Below are 17,544 nucleotides of genomic sequence, written 5' to 3'. Positions count from 1 at the left end.
CGTCACTCCTGCGTGGGGTCGGTGTCGTTCCGCAGCGCCGCCTGGACCAGCTCGTCGACGTCCATCGCGTCGATGGTGTCGTCGTAGGCGCGTGGGTCGCCGGCGCCGTGGGCGCCGCGCTGGATGTCACTGTGGATGTCACTGCGAATGTCGCCGTGGATGTCGCCGTGGATGTCGCTGCGGGCGTCTCTGTGGGCGTCGGCGCGGTTCTCGGTCTGTACGGCGAGGCGCAGCAGCGGTTCCAGGAGCCCGGCGCGACGCAGCATGTCGGCCGACACGCTGGAAAGGACGGCCTGGAGCCCGGCCTCGTCGGAGTCGCCGGGGGGTTCGGTGCGTGCCGCGGGGACGAGCTGCCGGAGGATGTGGTCGGCGAGGGCCGTCGGGGTGGGATGGTCGTAGACGAGGGTGGACGGCAGGGCGAGGCCGGTGGCGGCGTTGAGCTGGTTGCGCAGTTCGACCGCGCCGAGGGAGTCGAAGCCGAGGTCGCGGAACGCCTTGTCGGGGCCGACCACGTCGACGGACGCATGGCCGAGCACGTCGGCGGCGCGGCGGCGGACGAGATTGAGGACGACGCCGGAGCGCTTTCCGTTGGCCAGGCCGTCGAGGTGGTCGCGGAGCGAGGCCGTCTCGGCGTCGCGGGGGGCTGCGGCGCTCGGGGCGGGGAGTCCGGCGAGGAGACGGCTCTGCCGTACGGCGGTGAAGGCGGGGACGAACCTGGCGGGGTCGACGTCGGAGATGACGGTGGTCGGGTCGGGGTCCATGACGGCCTGCCGGAGCGCCATGACGGCCAGGCCGGGGTCCAAGGGGCGAACGCCGGTCCGGTGGGCGGCTTCCGCGGCGCGGTCGGCCGCGGCCATGCCGCCGCCTCCCCACGCGCCCCACGCCACCGACGTCGCCGGCAGGCCGCGGGCGCGGCGCCGTTCGGCGAGGGCGTCGAGTACGGCGTTCGCCGCGGCGTAGTTGCCCTGGCCGGGGTTGCCGACGGCCGCCGAGGCCGAGGAGTACAGCGCGAACACCGCCAGGTCCATGTCCCGGGTCAGGTCGTCGAGGAGGAGGGCGGGGGCGACCTTGGAGCGGAAGACGGCATCGAACCGCCGCGGGGTGAGACTGTCGAGCACGCCGTCGTCGAGCACGCCCGCGGTGTGGACGACGGCGGTGAGCGGCGTGTCGGCGGGGATGGCGGCGAGCACGGCGGCCAGCGCGCCGCGGTCGGCGGCGTCGCAGGCGGCGATGGTGACGTCGGCGCCGAGCCCGGCGAGGTCGCGGCGCAGCTCGGCGGCTCCGGGGGCGTCGGGGCCTCGCCGGCTGACGAGGAGCAGGTGCGGTGCTCCCGCGGCGGCGAGGTCACGGGCCAGATGGGCGCCGAGAGCGCCGGTGCCGCCGGTGATGAGCACGGTGCCGTCCGGGGTCCACGTGGGCGGTGCCGTACGGCGGGGCGGCGCGGGTGTGAGCCGGCGGCCGGACACGGCGGCGGGTCGCACGGCGACCTGGTCTTCGCCGTCGGGCGCGCCGAGGAAACCGGCGAACAGGGACAGCGTGCGGCGGTCGAGGCAGTCGGGAAGGTCGATGAGGCCGCCCCAGCGCTGCGGATGTTCCAGCGCGGCAACCCGGCCGAGCCCCCAGACCGCCACTTGCGGGAGACCGGCCTCGGGGATGTCGTCGTTGGGCGACGTGACGACGGCCGCGCGTGTCACACACCAGAGCGGGGCGGCGACGCCGAGGGCGCCAAGTGTCCGGACCAGCGCGGCGGTGCGGATGAGCCCGCCGGGCACGCTCCCGAGCCCCGCCGCGTCGGCGGGCTCACCTGAGGAGGTCCCCAAGGACATCCGCGGCGACGTCTCCGGGGATGTTCCCGACGACTCTCCGTCCGGGGTCGTTCCCGACGACTCTCCGTAGGGCTCGTCCAGGGCGAGGAGCGACACGACGCCGGCGAAGCCGACACCCGCGTGTTCACGGAGAAGGTCTTCGAGGTCCATGCCCGGAGCGGCCTGGACGCGGACGGCGCCGGGGCCGAGGACGCCCACCACCGCGGCCGTCCACGGGTCGTCACACCGCTCGGCCGAGACGACGGCGAGCCACCTGCCGGGCGGCGTGTCCGCCGCGGCGACGGTGAGGGGCTTCCAGGTGACACGCTGCCGCCACCCGTCGACGGTGGCCTGTTCGCCGCGGCGGCGGTGCCAGTCGCGCAGGGCGGGAAGCACCTTCGCCAGTGATTCGCCGTCGACATCCAGCGTTTCGGCCAGCAGCGTTTCGGCCAGCGAACCAACGGTCTCGTCCTGCACCGCGGCCAGCAGCCCGTCGTCCGGCATTGCCGCGTGGGAGGGCGCGGGGGAGGGCGCCGCCGCCCAGTAGCGTTCACGCTGGAACGCATACGTCGGCAGGTCGACGCGGCGGGCCCCGCTTCCCGCGAAGACGGCGGGCCAGTGAGGGCTGTGCCCGTCGGCGTGGAGGCGGGCCAGGGCCGCGACCGCCGACGCCTCCTCGTCGCCGTCGCGCAGCGCCGCCGCCACGACGACCCGGCCCGAGCCGGCACCCGCGCCAGCCCCTGCCTCGCCGGTGAGAGTGTCGCGGACCATGGCCGACAGCGCCGCGCCCGGGCCCAGTTCGAGGAAGCGGGTGGCGCCGCGACCGGCGAGGGTCCGCACGGTGTCGCCGAAACGTACGGCTTCGCGGGCGTGCCGCACCCAGTAGTCCGGTGTGCGGAGGAGGTCCGGCGGCGCGATCTCCCCGGTCAGGTTCGACACGAGCGGCACGGTCGGCGCGGAGTAGGAAATGCCGCGTGCGACCCGCGCGAAATCGCCGAGCATGGCGTCCATGTGCACGGAGTGAAACGCATGGCTTACCCGCAAACGCCTAGTCTTGCGGCCCTCGGCGGTGAAGCCCGCGGCGACACGCAGCACGTCGGGCTCGTCGCCGGAGAGCACGACCGCCCTCGGGCCGTTGACGGCCGCGATGGACACGCCCGGCGACAGGTGGGCGGCGGCCTCGGCCTCGGTGGCCTCCACCGCCACCATCGCCCCGCCGGGCGGCAGCGCCGCCATGAGCCCGGCGCGGGCCGCGACCAAAGTGCAGGCGTCCTCCAAGGAGAACACGCCCGCCGCGTGAGCCGCGGCGATCTCGCCGACCGAGTGCCCGGCCACGGCGTCGGGCCGGATGCCCCACGATGCGAACAGCGCGAGCAGCGCCGTCTCGACGGTGAACAGCGCGGGCTGGGTGTAGGCGGTGTTGTCCAGAAGTACGGCTTCCGCCGTACCGGGCTCGGCGAACATGACCTCGCGCAGGGGACGGGTCAGCTTCATGTCGAAGCAGGCGGCGGTCGCGTCGACGGCCTGGGCGAACACCGGGAACGCCGCGTACAGGCCCCGGCCCATCCCTGGCCGCTGCGCCCCCTGCCCGGGGAACAGCACCGCGGTCGTGCGTCCCTGCCCCGCCCGCCCCGTGATCACGTACGGCACGGCCCGGCCTTCGGCCACGGCCGCGAGCCCGTCGAGCAGCGCGCCCCAGCCCCCCGCGTTGATCACGGCGCGGTGTTCGTGTGCCGAGCGGGTCGTGGCGAGGGAGAACGCGACATCGGCGAACGCGGCGCCGGGCCGGGCGTCCAGGTGAGCGCGCAGGCGCCCCGCCTGCGCGCGCAGCGCCTGGGGGCCGGCGCCTGACACCGTCACGGGGAGAACGCGGCGCGCTCCCGGGGCGTGGCCGGCGGTTTCACCGGCCTGGCCGGGAACGGCCGGAGCCTGGTCCGCCGGGCCGCCGGAGCCGCGGCCGAGCCCCCCGTCTCCCCTGTCTCCCAGGTCTCCCCCGTCGCGCTCGGCGCGCTCGGCGGGGTCGGCGGGGTCGGCGGGGCCGACCTCTTCGGAGGCCTGTTCGAGGATCACGTGGGCGTTGGTGCCGCTGGCCCCGAACGACGACACCCCGGCACGGCGCGGACGGCCGGTGCGGGGCCACGCGGCGCGCGAGGTGAGGGGTTCGACGGCGCCGGCCGACCAGTCGACGTGCGACGACAGGGTGTCGAGGTGCAGGGTCGCGGGCAGACTGCCGTCCCGCATGGCCATGACCATCTTGATCACACCGGCCACGCCGGAGGCGGCCTGCGTGTGGCCGATATTGGCCTTCACCGCGCCGAGCAGCAGCGGCCGTTCGCGGCCCTGGCCGTACGTCGCCAGCAGCGCCTGCGCCTCGATCGGGTCGCCGAGGGTGGTGCCGGTGCCGTGCGCCTCGACGGCATCGACATCCGCCGCCGACAGCCCGGCGTTGGCGAGGGCACGCCGGATGACGCGCCGCTGCGACGGACCGTTGGGGGCGGTGAGGCCGTTGGACGCGCCGTCCTGGTTGACGGCCGAGCCGCGCAGTACGGCGAGCGCCCGGTGGCCGTGCCGCCGCGCCTCCGACAGGCGGGTCAGCACGAGCACGCCGACCCCTTCCGACCAGCCTGTGCCGTTCGCCGCGTCGGAGAACGGGCGGCAGCGGCCGTCGGGCGACAGTGCCCCCATCTCACCGAACTCCACGAACCCGACCGGCGTCGACATCACGGTCACGCCTCCCGCGAGCGCCATCGCGCACTCCCCGGCGCGCAGCGCCTGCGCCGCCAGGTGCAGCGCCACCAGCGACGACGAGCACGCCGTGTCCACCGTCACGGAAGGCCCCTCCAGTCCGAGGGTGTAGGACAGGCGCCCGGACAGGAGACTCGCCGACTGGGCGGTCTCCACGTGGCCGATCTGCCCGAGCGACGGCCGGTAGTCGCCGCTGCCTCCGCCGATGAAGACGCCGGTGTCGCCGCCGCGCAGCGCCGCCGGGTCCACCCCGGCGCGTTCGAGCGCCTCCCACGCGGTCTCCAGCAGTATCCGCTGCTGCGGGTCGACGATCAGCGCCTCGCGGGGCGAGACGCCGAAGAAGGCGGCGTCGAAGTCGGCGACGTCGTAGAGGAACCCTCCGCCTCGGGCGGCGCTGCGTCCGCGGCCCTCCCGGTCGCCCTTGGCGAGACGGTCCAGGTCCCACCCCCGGTCGGAGGGGAAGTCGCCGATGGCGTCGACCTCGGAGAGCAGGAGCTGCCACAGGTCTTCGGGTGACCGTACCCCGCCTGGATAGCGGCAGCTCATCCCGATGATGACGACAGGGTCGCCGGCGGCGTCCACGGTGTCGTTCAAGGCGGCGGGCGAGGCGGCTCTCAGGACGGCGACCTCGTGCGTGTCGGACCGGCCGAGCAGGTCGGCCTCAAGTTGGGAGGCGAGGGCCTTCGGCGTCGGGTGGTCGAAGACCACCGTGGCGGGCAGGCGCAGCCCGGTGGCCGCGTTGAGCCGGTCACGCAGGTCGACGGCGGTGAGCGAGTCGAGGCCGAGGTCCTTGAAGGCGTGGTCGGTCCGGACGGCGGCGACGTCGGCGTAGCCGAGCACGGCCGCCACCTCGCTGCGCACAAGCATGGCGAGCCGGTCCGCCCGCTCCGCGGGCGACAGGCCGGGCAGTACGGTTCGCAGCCCCTGTACGGCGGACGCCGCCTCGGCGGCAGGCTCGCCCGCGCTCTCGCGCACCTCGGGGATGTCGGCGAAGAAGACACTCGCCCGGTCCCGGGTGAAAGCAGGCGCGAACCTATCCCACGCCACATCGACCACCGTGACCGTGGACATCTCAGCCCAGGCCGCGTCGGCGGCCGGCCCCACATGCAGCGGACCAGACGGACCGGTCGGCATGGACAGACCAGGCAGAACAGGCAGAACAGGCGGTGCAGACGGCGCAGACGGCGCAATCGTGGCGGAGCTTGCGGGCAGACCAGAGTCTCCCGACAGGTCGGGCGGGCCTGACAGGGAACGCGCGGCCGACGGGCCGGACAGGCCGGGCTGCGTGGACAGGGCCGACAGGGCAGCGGGCAGAGCCGACAGGGCGGCGGGCAGGGCGCGGGCGGGCTCCACGGCCGGGAGGCCGTTGAGGCGCAGATGCCGGGCGAGAGCGGGCGGAGTGGTGTCGGTCCACGCGCCCCACGCCACGGACAGGGCGTCCGGACGGCGTTGCGCCACCGCGTCGAGGTAGGCGCCGGCCGCCGCACCGGTCTCCCTGCCTGCGATGCCCCAGATGCCGGCGATGGAGGTGAAGAGGATGAACGCCTCAAGCTCCCGGCCGCCGAGGGCGGTCTCCAGCGCCGCGACACCGTCGGCCGCACGGGCGAGGTAGGCGTCCCGGTCAGCGCCCTCCCCGTCCCCCTGGTGGCCCGTGTACACCACCGCGTTCAGCGGCCACCGCTCGGGGACCGCGGCGATGATCTCCGAAAGCCGCTCGTGGTCGCCCGGGTCGCAGGCCGCGAACGTCACCGCGACGTCCAGCTCCGACAGGTGGGCTTCGAGTGCCGCGTCGGTTTCGCCCGAGCCCGCCACCACCACATGGGCGGCGCCGTGCCCGCCAAGCCAACGAGCGACATGTCCCCTGAAACCAGGCGCATCACCGGCGACCAGCACCGTCCCCGACGGCGTCCAACCGCCCCGCCCGGCCTCCGCACGCCTCAACCGCCTGCCGTACAGGCCAGACGGCCGCAACGCGACCTGGTCCTCGAACCCCGCCCCCGGCCACCCCCCGGCGATACCCGCGGAACCCGGACCGGGTTGTGCCCCACGTGCCCCGACCTGCTCCACGGAACCCGGGTCGCCCGGCACGGCCTGGCTTGCCCGCAGGAGGGCGCGCAGGCGTCCCGCCGTACGCTCGTCGAGGGTCTCGCCGATGTCGACCAGCCCTCCCCAGCGTGCGGGGCGGCTCAGGGCGGCGACCCGGCCGACGCCCCACACGGCTGCCTGGGCCGGGTCGGCGGGGCCGTCCGACGGGGTCGCCGACACCGCTCCCCTGGTGAGGCACCACACGGGCGCGTCCACCCCGGCCTCCGCCAACACCTCCATGAGCACGTCGGGCCAGGCGAGCCCGCTCGGCGGGCGGCCTTCACCGCAGGCGACCGCGAGCAGCGACACGACACCGGCGACCTGCGATCCGGCGAGGCAGCCGACCAGTGCGTCCCTGTCGTCGGCCCCCACCTCCAGGCACACGGTCTCGCGGCCGAGCGCCGCGGCCACGGCCGCCGCCCAGCCGCCAACCGTGTTCCCGGCCCCATCGGCCCCATCGGCACCGCCGACTCCGTCGCGGGGCGCGGCGGGTGCGATCACAAGCCAGGCGCCCGGGAGAGCCGCCGCCTCGGCGTCCGGCAGGGGCGTCCACGCCACCCGGTAACGCCACCGGTCCGCGGCCGACGCCTGTCCGCGCGAGCGGCGCCACGCGGACAGGGCGGGCAGGGCGGGCACGAGCGTCGCCACGGTGTCGCCGTCGAGGCCGAGGGCGGCGGCCAGCGACCCGACGTCCTCCCGTTCGACGGCGCTCCAGAACTCCGCCTCGGCCGGGTCCGCGGAGACGGAAGGCGGCGGCGCGGGTTCAGGCCAGTACAGGTCACGCTGGAAGGCGTAGGTCGGCAGGTCCACCCGGCGGGCCCCGGTCCCGTCGAAGACGCTCGCCCAGTCGACGTGTACGCCGGCGACGTGGAGGCGGGCCAGCCCGGTGAGCAGCGCCTCCTCCTCGGGGCGGCCCGCACGCAGCGCAGGGGCGGCGGCGCAGTCGTGGTGCTGCCGGGCCAGCGCGGTCAGCGCGCCACCGGGCCCGAGCTCCAGCAGCGCGCCCGCACCCGCGTCGCGGAGGGTCTGCAGGCCGTCGGCGAAACGTACGGTGTCCCGCACGTGCCGTACCCAGTAGTCGGGCCGGGCGACCAGGTCGGCGGTGGCGAGCCCGCCGGTCACGTTGGAGACCAGCGCGACCGCCGGGGCATGGAAGGCCAGGTCGGCGATCTCGGCCCGGAACGCGGCCAGCATCGGTTGCATCAGCGGCGAGTGGAAGGCGTGCGAGACGCGCAGCCGGGTGGTCTTGCGGCCGACGCGTTCGAAGTGGGACCGCACCTCCTCGACGGCGTCCTCGCCTCCGGAGATCACCACCGAGGACGGCCCGTTGACGGCGGCGACGGATACCGCGGCGGCGGACTGGGCGCCGGCCGTGTCGGCGCGGCCCGGAGAGCCTTCCCGAGGGGCGGGCACCAGGCCGCCGCGGCCGGAGTGGGGCCGGGCGAGGTATGCGAGGACCTCGTCCTCTCCGGCCTGCAGCGACACCATGGCCCCACCCGCGGGAAGGGCCTGCATGAGTCGGCCTCGCGCCGCGACCAGCGTGCAGGCGTCCGCCAGGGAGAGCACCCCCGCCGCGTGGGCGGCGGCCACCTCGCCTATGGAGTGCCCGGCGAGCAGGTCCGGCCGCAGGCCCCACGACTCCACGAGGCGGAACAGCGCCGTCCCGACCGCGAACAGGGCGGCCTGGGCGTAGACGGTCTGGTCGAGCAGGTCCTCGTCGCTCCCCCACACCACGTCACGCAGCGGCCGGTCGAGATGCCGGTCCAGTTCGGCGCACACCGCGTCGAACGAGTCGGCGAACACCGGGAACCGGGTGTGCAGGCCGCGGCCCATGCCGAGCCGCTGCGACCCCTGCCCGGGGAACAGGAACGCCGCCGAGGTGTCGGCGGCCACGCCCCGCGCGACCCGCTCGCCGTTCAGCAGCACGGCCCGGTGCGCGAAGCGCGTACGCCGCGCCAGCGAGAACCCCACGTCCCGTACGGCTGCCGCCGACGCCGCGGCGTCCCGGAACGGGGCGAGGCGTTCTATCTGGGCGTCGAGCGCCGCCTCGGATTTGCCCGACACCACCCACGGCACCACGGAAGGCACCACCGACGGCACCATGGGCTGCGCGGCAGGCTGCTCCTCCGGCCTTTCCTCCGGGCTCTCCTCGGCAGGGGGAACCTGTTCGAGGATGACGTGGGCGTTGGTGCCGCTGACGCCGAACGCCGACACGCCGGCGCGGCGGGGGCGTCCGGTGTCGGGCCAGGGGCGGCGGTGCCGTACGAGGGACAGGACGCCGCCCGACCAGTCGATGTGGGACGACGGCTCGTCCACGTGAAGGGTCTCCGGCAGCACGCCGTGGCGCATGGCCATGACCGTTTTGATCACACCTGCGATGCCGGCGGCGGCCTGGGTGTGGCCGAGGTTCGACTTGACCGCCCCGACGAGCAGCGGATGTTCGCGGTCGCCGCCGTAGGCGGCGACCAGCGCGTGCGCCTCGATCGGGTCGCCGAGGGTGGTGCCTGTGCCGTGGGCCTCCACCGCGTCCACCAGGCGGGGCGTGAGCCCGGCGTCGGCCAGCGCCTGCCGGATGACGCGCTGCTGAGCCGGCCCGTTCGGCGCGGTCAGGCCGTTGGACGCGCCGTCCTGGTTGACCGCCGCACCCAGCACGACACCCCACACGGTGTGGCCGTGCCGCCGGGCGTCCGACAGCCGCTCCAGCACCAGCATGCCCGCGCCCTCCGACCACGCGGTGCCGTCGGCGGCCTCGGCGAACACCTTGCACCGCCCGTCGGGCGCCAGGCCGCCCTGGGCGCTGAACTCGACGAACGCGTCCGGCGTCGACATCACCGACACCCCGCCGGCCAGCGCCAGCGAGCATTCGCCGCCGCGCAGCGCCCTGACGGCCAGGTGCAGCGCCACCAGCGACGACGAACACGCGGTGTCGACGGTGACGGCGGGCCCCTCCAGGCCGAAGGTGTACGACAGGCGCCCCGACATGACGCTGGCCGTGTTGCCCGTGGCGGCGTGGCCGCGCACGTCGGTGGCGCCGCGGCGCAGCACCGACATGTAGTCCTGGCCGTTGGTGCCGACGAACACGCCCGTCGCGCTGCCGCGCAGCGAGTCGGGGGCGATCCCGGCCCGCTCCAGCGCCTCCCACGACGTCTCCAGCAGCAGACGCTGCTGCGGGTCCATCGCCAGCGCCTCGCGCGGCGAGATCCCGAAGAACGGCGCGTCGAAGCGGCCCACGTCGCGCAGGAAGCCGCCTTCCAGCGTCGCCGACGCGCCGCGGGCGAGGGCCGGCAGGTCCCATCCCCGGTCGTCGGGGAAGCCCGAGATCGCGTCGCGTCCCTCCGACAGAAGCGCCCACAGCTCTTCGGGGGTTTCGATCCCGCCGGGGAAGCGGCAGCTCATGCCCACGATCGCGACCGGGTCGTCGTCCGCGCCCGGTGCCGCGGCCGACGCGGTCTGCGTGGGCGCGGTCTGCGGCAGCGAGCCGAGAAGCTCACCGAGCAGGCGCTCCGCGAGGGCGAGCGGCGTCGGATGGTCGTAGACGAGGGAGGCGGGCAGCCGCAGACCGGTCGCGGCGGCCAGGGCGTTGCGCAGGTGGACGGTGGTCAGCGAGTCGAAGCCGAGGTCGCTGAACGGCTGGTCGGCCGCGACCGCGTCGGCTCCGCCGTGGCCCAGCACGGCCGCCGCCTGCGCCCGCACCAGGTCCAGCACCAGCCTCGGCCGCGCGCTCTCCGGCAGTACGGCGAGGCGTTCCCGCAGCCCCGCCTCCCCGCCGGCCGTCACGTTCCCGCCGGTCGCCTGCGTGGCGCCCGGCGCGGCGCGGCGCATCTCGGGCAGGTCCGCGAACAGCGGGCTCCGCGCGAACACGCCGGCGAACCGCTCCCAGTCCAGGTCGACCACGGTCACCGCCGTATCGCCCCGCTCGACGACCTCGCCCATCGCCTCCAGCGCGAGCCTCGGCTCCATCGGGACGAAACCGCCCCGCCGCATCCGGCCTTCGAGGCCCGCGCCGTCGGCGACCATGCCCGCCTCCGCCCACGGCCCCCACGCCAGCGAGGTCGCCGGCAGCCCGTGGGCGCGGCGGTATTCCGCGAAGGCGTCGAGGAACGCGTTCGCCGCGGCATAGTTGCCCTGCCCCGCCGAACCCAGCGTGCCCGCCGTCGACGAGAACATCACGAACGCCGACAGTCCCGTGTCGCGCGTCAGCTCGTGCAGATGTACGGCGGACGCCACCTTCGGCCGCAGCACGGCCTCGAACCGCTCCGGCGTCAGGTTGTCGAGCACCGCGTCGTCCACGACGCCCGCCACGTGGAACACCGCGCTCACCGGGAACCGCTCAAGGAGCGCGGCGAGGTCGTCGCGGTCGGCCGTGTCGCAGGCGGCCACCGTGACCCGCGCGCCGAGCTCGGCCAGTTCCCGCCGCAGCTCGTCGACGCCGGGCGCGGCGGGGCCGCGCCTGCTGGCCAGCAGCAGGTGTCCGGCCCCGCGCCCGGCCAGCCACCGCGCCACATGCGCGCCGAGCCCTCCCGTACCCCCGGTGACCAGCACCGTACCGCCCGCGTCGAACCCCTCCGGCGTTCCCGGGCCGGTACGGCTACCGCCGTCCCGCTCCGCGGCACCCGGAAGCGGGCTGTCGCCGTACGACCCGAAAGGGCCGCCGCGGGGGCGGCGGGCCAGCCGCCGCGCGTACGCGCCGGAGGCCCGCACCGCCACCTGGTCCTCGGCGCCCGCGAGCACCGCCGACAGTCGCCGCAGCGCGGCACCGTCGATCTCCTCGGGCATGTCCACCAGACCGCCCCAGCGCGCCGGGTGCTCCAACGCGGCCGAACGCCCAAGGCCCCACACGGCGGCCTGCCCGGGAGCGGTCACCTGGTCCGACCGCCCAACCGCCACGGCCCCGCGCGTCACGCACCACAGCGGCGCGTCGATCCCCGCGTCGCCCAGCGCCTGTACGGCAACCGCCGTCGCCCACAGCCCGTCCCACGTCAGGCCGTCCCGTGTCCCCTCTCCCGGCCCGCCGAGTGCGAAGCCGCCAGGGCCGCCCTGTCGGCCACTTCGTGACGGGTCCTCCGCCGCGGAGCCGTGCGGGGTGTCGTCGTTTCGCAGCGCCAGCAGCGACAGCACGCCGGCCACCGCGACACCCGCCGTGCCTGCCATGCCCGCCATGCCCGCCATGCCCGCCGTGCCTGCTATGCCTGCCGTGCCTGCTATGCCTGCCATGCCCGCCACGTCGGGCCCGCGCAGGCGGTCGGCCAATGCGGCCCTGGCCGTACCGCGGGGGACCTCGACCCTCACCACGTCCACGCCCAGCCGGACCAGGCCGGCGAGTACGGCATCCCCTGCAGCCGACCCCGGCGGTACGAGGGCCAGCCAGGTGCCGGACGCCGACGACGGCGAGCCGGGCAGCGGCTTCCACGTGACGTGGTAGCGCCAGCCGTCCACGGTGGACCGGTCGCGGCTCCGCCGCCGCCACGCCGCCAGGGCGGGCACGAGCGGGGCGAGCGTGCCGCTCTCGACACGCAGACTCGCCTCAAGGGCCGGCAGGTCCTCCCGCTCCACCGCCGTCCAGAACTCGCCATCGGCCGGGTCACCGTACGGCACCGCCGCCCCGGCCTCCGGCCAGAAGCGCCGCCGCTGGAACGCGTAGGTCGGCAGGTCGGCGACCCTCGCGCCCGTACCGCCGAACACCGCAGCCCAGTCGGGCCGGGCGCCGCGCGTGTGGAGCCATGCCAGCGCTTCGGCGAGGGCGTCGGCCTCGCCGAGTCCCGCCCTTCCCGCGCGCAGCACCGGCATGGCCCTGCTGCCTTCGGGCCTGCCGTCCTCGCTGTCCTCGGCCCTGCCGTCCTCGATCGCGCCGGAGAGGGCGCCGCCGGGGCCGATCTCCAGGAACTCGGTGGCGCCCCGCTCGGTGAGCGCCGCCACGGCGTCGGCGAACCGTACGGCGCCGCGCACCTGGCCGACCCAGTACTCCGCCCCCATCTCGCCCGCGCCGACCGCGGCGCCGGTCACGGTGGACACGAGGGGGATCTCCGGCACGCCGTACGACACGGTCCGCGCGACCTGGGCGAACGCGTCGAGCATGGGTTCCATCAGCGGCGAGTGGAAGGCGTGCGAGACCCGCAGCCGCCTGGCCCTGCGCCCCCCGGCCTCAGCGCGGGCGGCGACGTCCAGCACGGCGTCCTCGGCGCCGGAGACCACGACCGACCTGGCCGCGTTGACGGCGGCGACCGACACGCGGTCCTCCCGCCCCGCGGCGAGCCCCCCGTCGAGCCCCGCGATCAGCGCGAGCACCTCGTCCTCGGTCGCCTCCACCGACACCATCGCCCCGCCGGCGGGTAGCGCCGCCATCAGCCGGGCGCGTGCGGCGACCAGGGTGCAGGCGTCGTCCAGCGACAGGACCCCGGCGACGTGGGCGGCGGCCAGTTCGCCGACGGAGTGGCCGGCCACGTAGGCGGGGCGGAGTCCCCACGATTCCACGAGCCGGAACAGCGCCACTTCCAGCGCGAACAGCGCGGGCTGGGTGAAGGCGGTGTCGTCCAGGAGGGCGGCCTCCGCCGTACTGGGCTCGGCGAACATCACCTCGCGCAGGGGCCGGTCGGCGTCGAGGTCGAGGCGGGTGAGGACGGCGTCGAGCGCGTCGGCGAACGCCGGGTAGCGCGCGTACAGCTCCCTGCCCATGCCGGGCCGCTGGGCGCCCTGCCCGGAGAACACGTACGCCGACCGGGCCGCTCCCGCGCGGCCGGTCACCAGCCCTCCGTACGGCAGGCCGTCCCGCAGCGCGGTGAGGCCCCGCACCAGCTCGCCTCGGTCCCGCGCCGTGATCGCGGCCCGATGGTCCAGGGCCGCGCGCGTGGTGGCGAGGGAGAACGCCAGGTCCGCCAGGGGCAGGCCGGGCCGCTCGCCGAGGTGGGCGAGCAGCCGCTCCGCCTGGGCCCGCAGCGCCGCGTCGCCCCGCGCCGACAGCACGACGGGCAGCACAACAGGCAACTCAGCGGGCAGCACGACGGGACGCGCACCGGCCGGCGGCCTGTCGGGGTCCCGGCCGGGTCCGGGATCGGCCGCGGAATGGTCCCCTGCCAAGCCGACGGGCTCCGCATCGGGGCCGGCCCCGGAGTCGGCGCGGCCCGCATCCAGGCCGCCGCCGTCGGACATCCCGCCGCCGTCGGCACCGTCGGCACCGTCGGCAAGTCCGGCGAGGCCGGCGGGCTCCGCCGGAGCCTGCTCCAGGATGACGTGCGCGTTGGTGCCGCTGAGGCCGAACGAGGAGACGGCGGCGCGGCGCGGGCTCCCCGTGGCGGGCCAGGGGCGCGGCTCGGTGAGCAGCTCGATCGAGCCCGCGGCCCAGTCGACGTGCGTGGACGGCCGGTCGACGTGCAGGGTCTGCGGCAGCGTGCCGCACCGCATGGCCATGACCATTTTGATGACCCCGGCCGCGCCGGACGCCATCTGGGTGTGGCCGATGTTGGACTTGACCGAGCCGAGCAGCAGCGGCCGTTCGCGGCCCTGGCCGTACGTCGCGAGCAGCGCCCCGGCCTCGATCGGGTCGCCCAGGCGGGTGCCCGTACCGTGGCCTTCGACGGCGTCCACGTCGCCGGCGGACAGGCGGGCGTCGGCGAGGGCGGCGCGCACGACGCGTTCCTGCGAGGGGCCGTTGGGCGCGGTGAGGCCGTTGGACGCGCCGTCCTGGTTGACGGCGCTGCCCCGGATCACGGCCAGCACGCGGTGCCCGTGGCGCAGCGCGTCCGACAGGCGCTCCACCAGCAGCAGGCCGACGCCTTCGGCGAGCGACATGCCGTCGGCGCCGTCGGCGTACGCCTTGCAGCGGCCGTCGGGGGCCATGGCCCGCTGCCTGCTGAAGCCGATGAACGCGTTGGGGGTGGCCATGACGCTGACTCCCCCGGCGAGCGCCAGCGAGCTCTCCCCGTCACGGAGCGACCGGCAGGCCAGGTGCAGCGCCACCAGCGACGACGAACACGCCGTGTCCAAGGTGACGGCCGGCCCCTCGAACCCGAACGTGTACGACACGCGGCCCGACAGCACACTCGGGATCGTCCCGGTGATCAGATGCCCTTCCGCGCCTTCCCCGCCGGAGCTCCCCGAGGTGTAGTCCTGGTAGCTCGCCCCGATGAACGTGCCGGTACGGCTGCCGCGCAGCGACGCCGGGTCGATCCCGGCCCGCTCCAGCGCCTCCCAGGCGGCCTCCAGCAGGAGCCGCTGCTGCGGGTCCATGGACAGGGCCTCCTTCGGGGAGATGCCGAAGAAGGCGGCGTCGAAGTCGGCGGCGCCGTCGAGGAAACCGCCGTGGATCGAGTACGTCTTGCCGGGCCGGTCGGGGTCGGGGTCGTAGAGGCCGGCGGCGTCCCAGCCCCGGTCGGGCGGGAACTCGCCGATGGCGTCGCCGCCGCGTTCGACGAGCCGCCACAGGTCTTCGGGCGACGCGACCCCGCCGGGGTAGCGGCAGCTCATGCCGATGACGGCGATGGGCTCGCCCGGGGACGCACCGAGAACCGGCGTGTCCGCCGCTCCGACGGCGTCGCCGTCCGCGCCGGCGAGCCGCCACCTCAGGAAGGCGGCGAGCGCGACGGGGGTCGGATGGTCGAACACCATCGTGGTGGGGAGGGCCGTCCCGGTGGCGGCCGACAGCCGGTTGCGCAGATCGACGGCCGTCAGCGAGTCGAACCCGGCGTCGCGGAACGCCCGGTGCTCGGGCAGGGCGTCGGGAGAGGTATGGCCGAGGGTGGTGGCGGCCTCGGCGCGTACGAGGTCGAGCAGCGCGCGGTCGCGTTCTGCGGCCGGCAGCGCCAGCAGCCGGGCCGCGAACCCGCCCGCGGGCGTCCGCCGTTCCGCATCCTGCCGCAGGGCCTTCACCTCGGGGATGTCCTCGAACAGCGCGGTGGGCCTCCCCGAGGTGAACACCGGGTAGTAGCGCTCCCAGTCGAGGTCGGCGACGACGGTCACGGGGCCGGTGTCGTCGAGGGCGTGCCGCAGCCCGATCAGCGCGAGTTCCGGATCCATGAAGACCAGGCCGCTGCCGCGGATCTGCCGAGGGTCGACCCGGCCGAGTTTCATGTCGTCGGCCCAGATCCCCCACGAAACGGAGGTGGCCGGCGCGCCGCGGCCCCGGCGGTGTTCGGCGAGCGCGTTCAGGTAGGCGTTCGCGGCGACGTAGGCGGCGTGCCGTCCGCTGCCCCACATGCCGGCCGTGGACGAGAACAGGACGAACGCGTCGAGCTGGTCGTCGTCGAGCAGCTCGTCCAGGTGCCGCGCCCCGGTGGCCTTGGCGTGCATGACCTTCGCGAACGCCTCGGCGGTCGTCTCCTCAAGCGCGGCGAGTTCGATGACCGCGGCCGTGTGGAACACCGAGCGTACGGTGTGGCCCCCCGCGCGCAGATCCGCCAGCAGGCCGGCGACCGCGTCTCTGTCGGTGACGTCGCACGCCGCGAACACCGCCTCGCAGCCCCGCGCCGCGAGCTCCGCGGCCAGGTCCGCCGCTCCCGGCGCGTCGCCGCCGCGGCGGCCGACCAGCACGATGTGCCGAGCCCCCTGCGTGGCGAGCCACCGGGCCAGGTGCGGCGCGAGCGTCCCGCCGCTTCCGGTGACCAGGACGGTGCCCTGCGGCACCCACCGCCGCGCCGGGCCGGTCGGGCGGCCGGCGGACGCGCCGCCGGGAACGGGAACGGGGTTGGGGCCGAGCGCAGGGGCGGCAGGCTGCCGGGCAGCCGGGTCGACGTGCGCGGGCGCATCTGCGGCGCGCGCATCGACCACGGGCGAGTCGGCGGGCGCGGCGCGGGTGACGCGCCGGGCGAGTACGCCGTGGGCGCGGATCGCGAGCTGGTCCTCGCCGGTAGCCCCGGTGAGGACGGCGGCCAGCCGCTCGCCGCCGCGCCGGTCCAGGGAACCGGGCAGGTCGACGACGCCGCCCCACCGCTTCGGGTGCTCCAGCGCGGCGGTCCACCCCAGGCCGTGGACCTGCGCCTGGACGGGCCGGGCGAGCCGGTCGGCGCGTCCGGCGGAGACCGCCTCCCTGGTGAGGCACCACAGGGGGGTGTCGACGCCGAGATCGCCGAGGGCCTGGACCAGCGCGAGCGTCGCGGCGAGCCCTCCGGGGAGCGCCGGCTGCCGTTCGTCCGGCGTCTCGTCGAGCGCCAGCAGGGACACGATCCCGGCGATGCCGGGCTCCTCCCCCGGAGGGGCCGTGTCGGCGGCAGCGGCCTCCGTTTCCGCCGGCGCGCCGTGCGAGCCGTGCGAGCCGGCCGGCCGGTCGTCGTGCCTGCCGTCCTGCCGGTCGTCGTGGACGATACGCGCCGCCTCGGACGCCGCCTCGGACAGCAGGGCGGCCATGCTGTCGCGGTCCGCGCAGGCGCGAGGCACCGTGACGTGCCGGACCTGGGCGCCGTGAGCGGTGAGGGCGGCGCCGACGTCGGCGTCGCCGTACCCGTCGGGCGTGACGAGCAGCCAGGTGCCGGTGAGGGCGGCGGGGGGCAGGCCGGTGAGGGGTTTCCACGTGGCGCGGTAGCGCCACGTGTCGACGGTCGTGCGGTCGCGGCGGGCGCGCCGCCAGCCGGACAGCGCCGGCAGGAGCGGAGCCAGGCGGTCGCGGTCGACACGCAGGTCAGCGGCGAGGGTGTCGGCGTCGTCCCGTTCGACCGCGGCCCAGAAGTCGGAGTCTGCGGCGTCGGCCCGGGTCGCGGGCGCCGGCCGCGGCGCGACCGCCCACAGGTGTTCGCGTTGGAAGGCGTAGGTCGGCAGGGCGACCCGGCGCGCGCCCGTCCCCGCGAACACCCGCCCCCAGTCGGCGTGGGCTCCCCGGACGAACGCCTCGGCGAGAGAGAAGAGGAAGCGGTGGGCGCCGCCGTCGTCGCGGCGCAGCGTGCCTACGGCGGCGGCCCCGCCGCCGAGCTCGTCGACGGCCGCC

Annotated in this window: 1 protein-coding gene (only partly in view); it reads right to left on the bottom strand. The window is 75.9% G+C overall.

The features are described from left to right. Window positions 1–2: 2 nt before the first annotated feature. Window positions 3–17,544, bottom strand: the 3' portion of a protein-coding gene (locus tag BLQ73_RS33925; RefSeq protein ID WP_143020194.1) for a type I polyketide synthase. The gene runs 13,247 nt beyond the window's last position; only the last 17,542 of its 30,789 coding nucleotides appear in the window; its start codon lies off the right edge, out of view; it ends in the stop codon at window positions 3–5.

Source organism: Sinosporangium album (assembly GCF_900100605.1).
GTDB classification, from domain to species: Bacteria; Actinomycetota; Actinomycetes; order Streptosporangiales; family Streptosporangiaceae; genus Sinosporangium; species Sinosporangium album.
Note: the sequence above shows the minus strand (reverse complement) of the source record. Positions and strands in the feature narration are given on the sequence as shown.